2 tRNA genes and 2 rRNA genes are annotated in these 1,250 nt (G+C 46.0%); all 4 read left to right on the plus strand.

Annotated features, from left to right (window positions below):
• A 16S ribosomal RNA gene (locus ACHB7C_RS20705) occupies positions 1-84 on the plus strand; the annotation flags it as partial.
• Positions 85-149: 65 nt separating this feature from the next.
• A tRNA-Ile gene (locus tag ACHB7C_RS20710) sits at positions 150-226 on the plus strand.
• A 155-nt stretch (positions 227-381) separates the two neighbouring features.
• A tRNA-Ala gene (locus ACHB7C_RS20715) sits at positions 382-457 on the plus strand.
• A 315-nt stretch (positions 458-772) separates the two neighbouring features.
• A 23S ribosomal RNA gene (locus ACHB7C_RS20720) occupies positions 773-1,250 on the plus strand; the annotation flags it as partial.

Here is a 1,250-nt window from a genome sequence, read left to right on the forward strand (position 1 = left end):
GCGCTTACCACTTTGTGATTCATGACTGGGGTGAAGTCGTAACAAGGTAACCGTAGGGGAACCTGCGGTTGGATCACCTCCTTACCATTGAAGTGTTTTTGTGAAGTGCTCACACAGATTGTCTGATGAAATAGAGTAGCAGTATCAATAGGCTTGTAGCTCAGGTGGTTAGAGCGCACCCCTGATAAGGGTGAGGTCGGTGGTTCAAGTCCACTCAGGCCTACCAAATTTTGTTTATTCGTTGTTGCAGATTAGCTCGTTTACCCAAAAGTAAACTTCGCCAATCCGCGCCTAGACTAAACAAAATTGGTAACTTTAAGCATACTAAAAGCGAGAAGTATAAATTTTATTATTTATCATTGATGCTGAAATTACCTTTATGGGGCTATAGCTCAGCTGGGAGAGCGCCTGCCTTGCACGCAGGAGGTCAGCGGTTCGATCCCGCTTAGCTCCACCATAAATTTTTCTGATTATTCAGAATAGATTAGTCAAATAGTCTATTGCGAATAATTATGCTCTTTAACAATCTGGAACAAGCTGAAAATTGAAAACAACGCACATTGTTTATCGCTTAAACAATGTGAGAGTCTCTCAAAAATCTCAACTTAAATAGTGTACTTTGAACTATCGAGTCGACGAGCGAAATGAGTTCAAGGCAGCCCGCGCACAGCAAGCGCAGCGTACTTAATGTACGTGAGCATTGCGAGCACGGACTAACGCCGAAATCATGAAGCACAGTCACTCGTTGTCAGAAGACACCTTCGGGTTGTGAGGTTAAGCGACTAAGCGTACACGGTGGATGCCTAGGCAATCAGAGGCGATGAAGGACGTGCTAATCTGCGATAAGCGTCGGTAAGGTGATATGAACCGTTATACCCGACGATTTCCGAATGGGGAAACCCAGTGCAATTCGTTGCACTATCGTTTGATGAATACATAGTCAAACGAAGCGAACCGGGGGAACTGAAACATCTCAGTACCCCGAGGAAAAGAAATCAACCGAGATTCCCCTAGTAGCGGCGAGCGAACGGGGAGCAGCCCAGAGTCTTAATCAGCATTAGTATCAGGAGAACGGTCTGGAAAGTCCGGCAGTAAAGGGTGATAGCCCCGTATCTGAAGATATTAGTGTTGTGAACTCGACGAGTAGGGCGGGACACGTGTTATCCTGTCTGAATATGGGGGGACCATCCTCCAAGGCTAAATACTCCTGATTGACCGATAGTGAACCAGTACCGTGAGGGAAAGGCGAA

Origin of the sequence: Providencia sp. 2024EL-00732 (genome assembly GCF_044006275.1) — a bacterium.
In the GTDB taxonomy this organism is placed as follows: domain Bacteria; phylum Pseudomonadota; class Gammaproteobacteria; order Enterobacterales; family Enterobacteriaceae; genus Providencia; species Providencia huashanensis.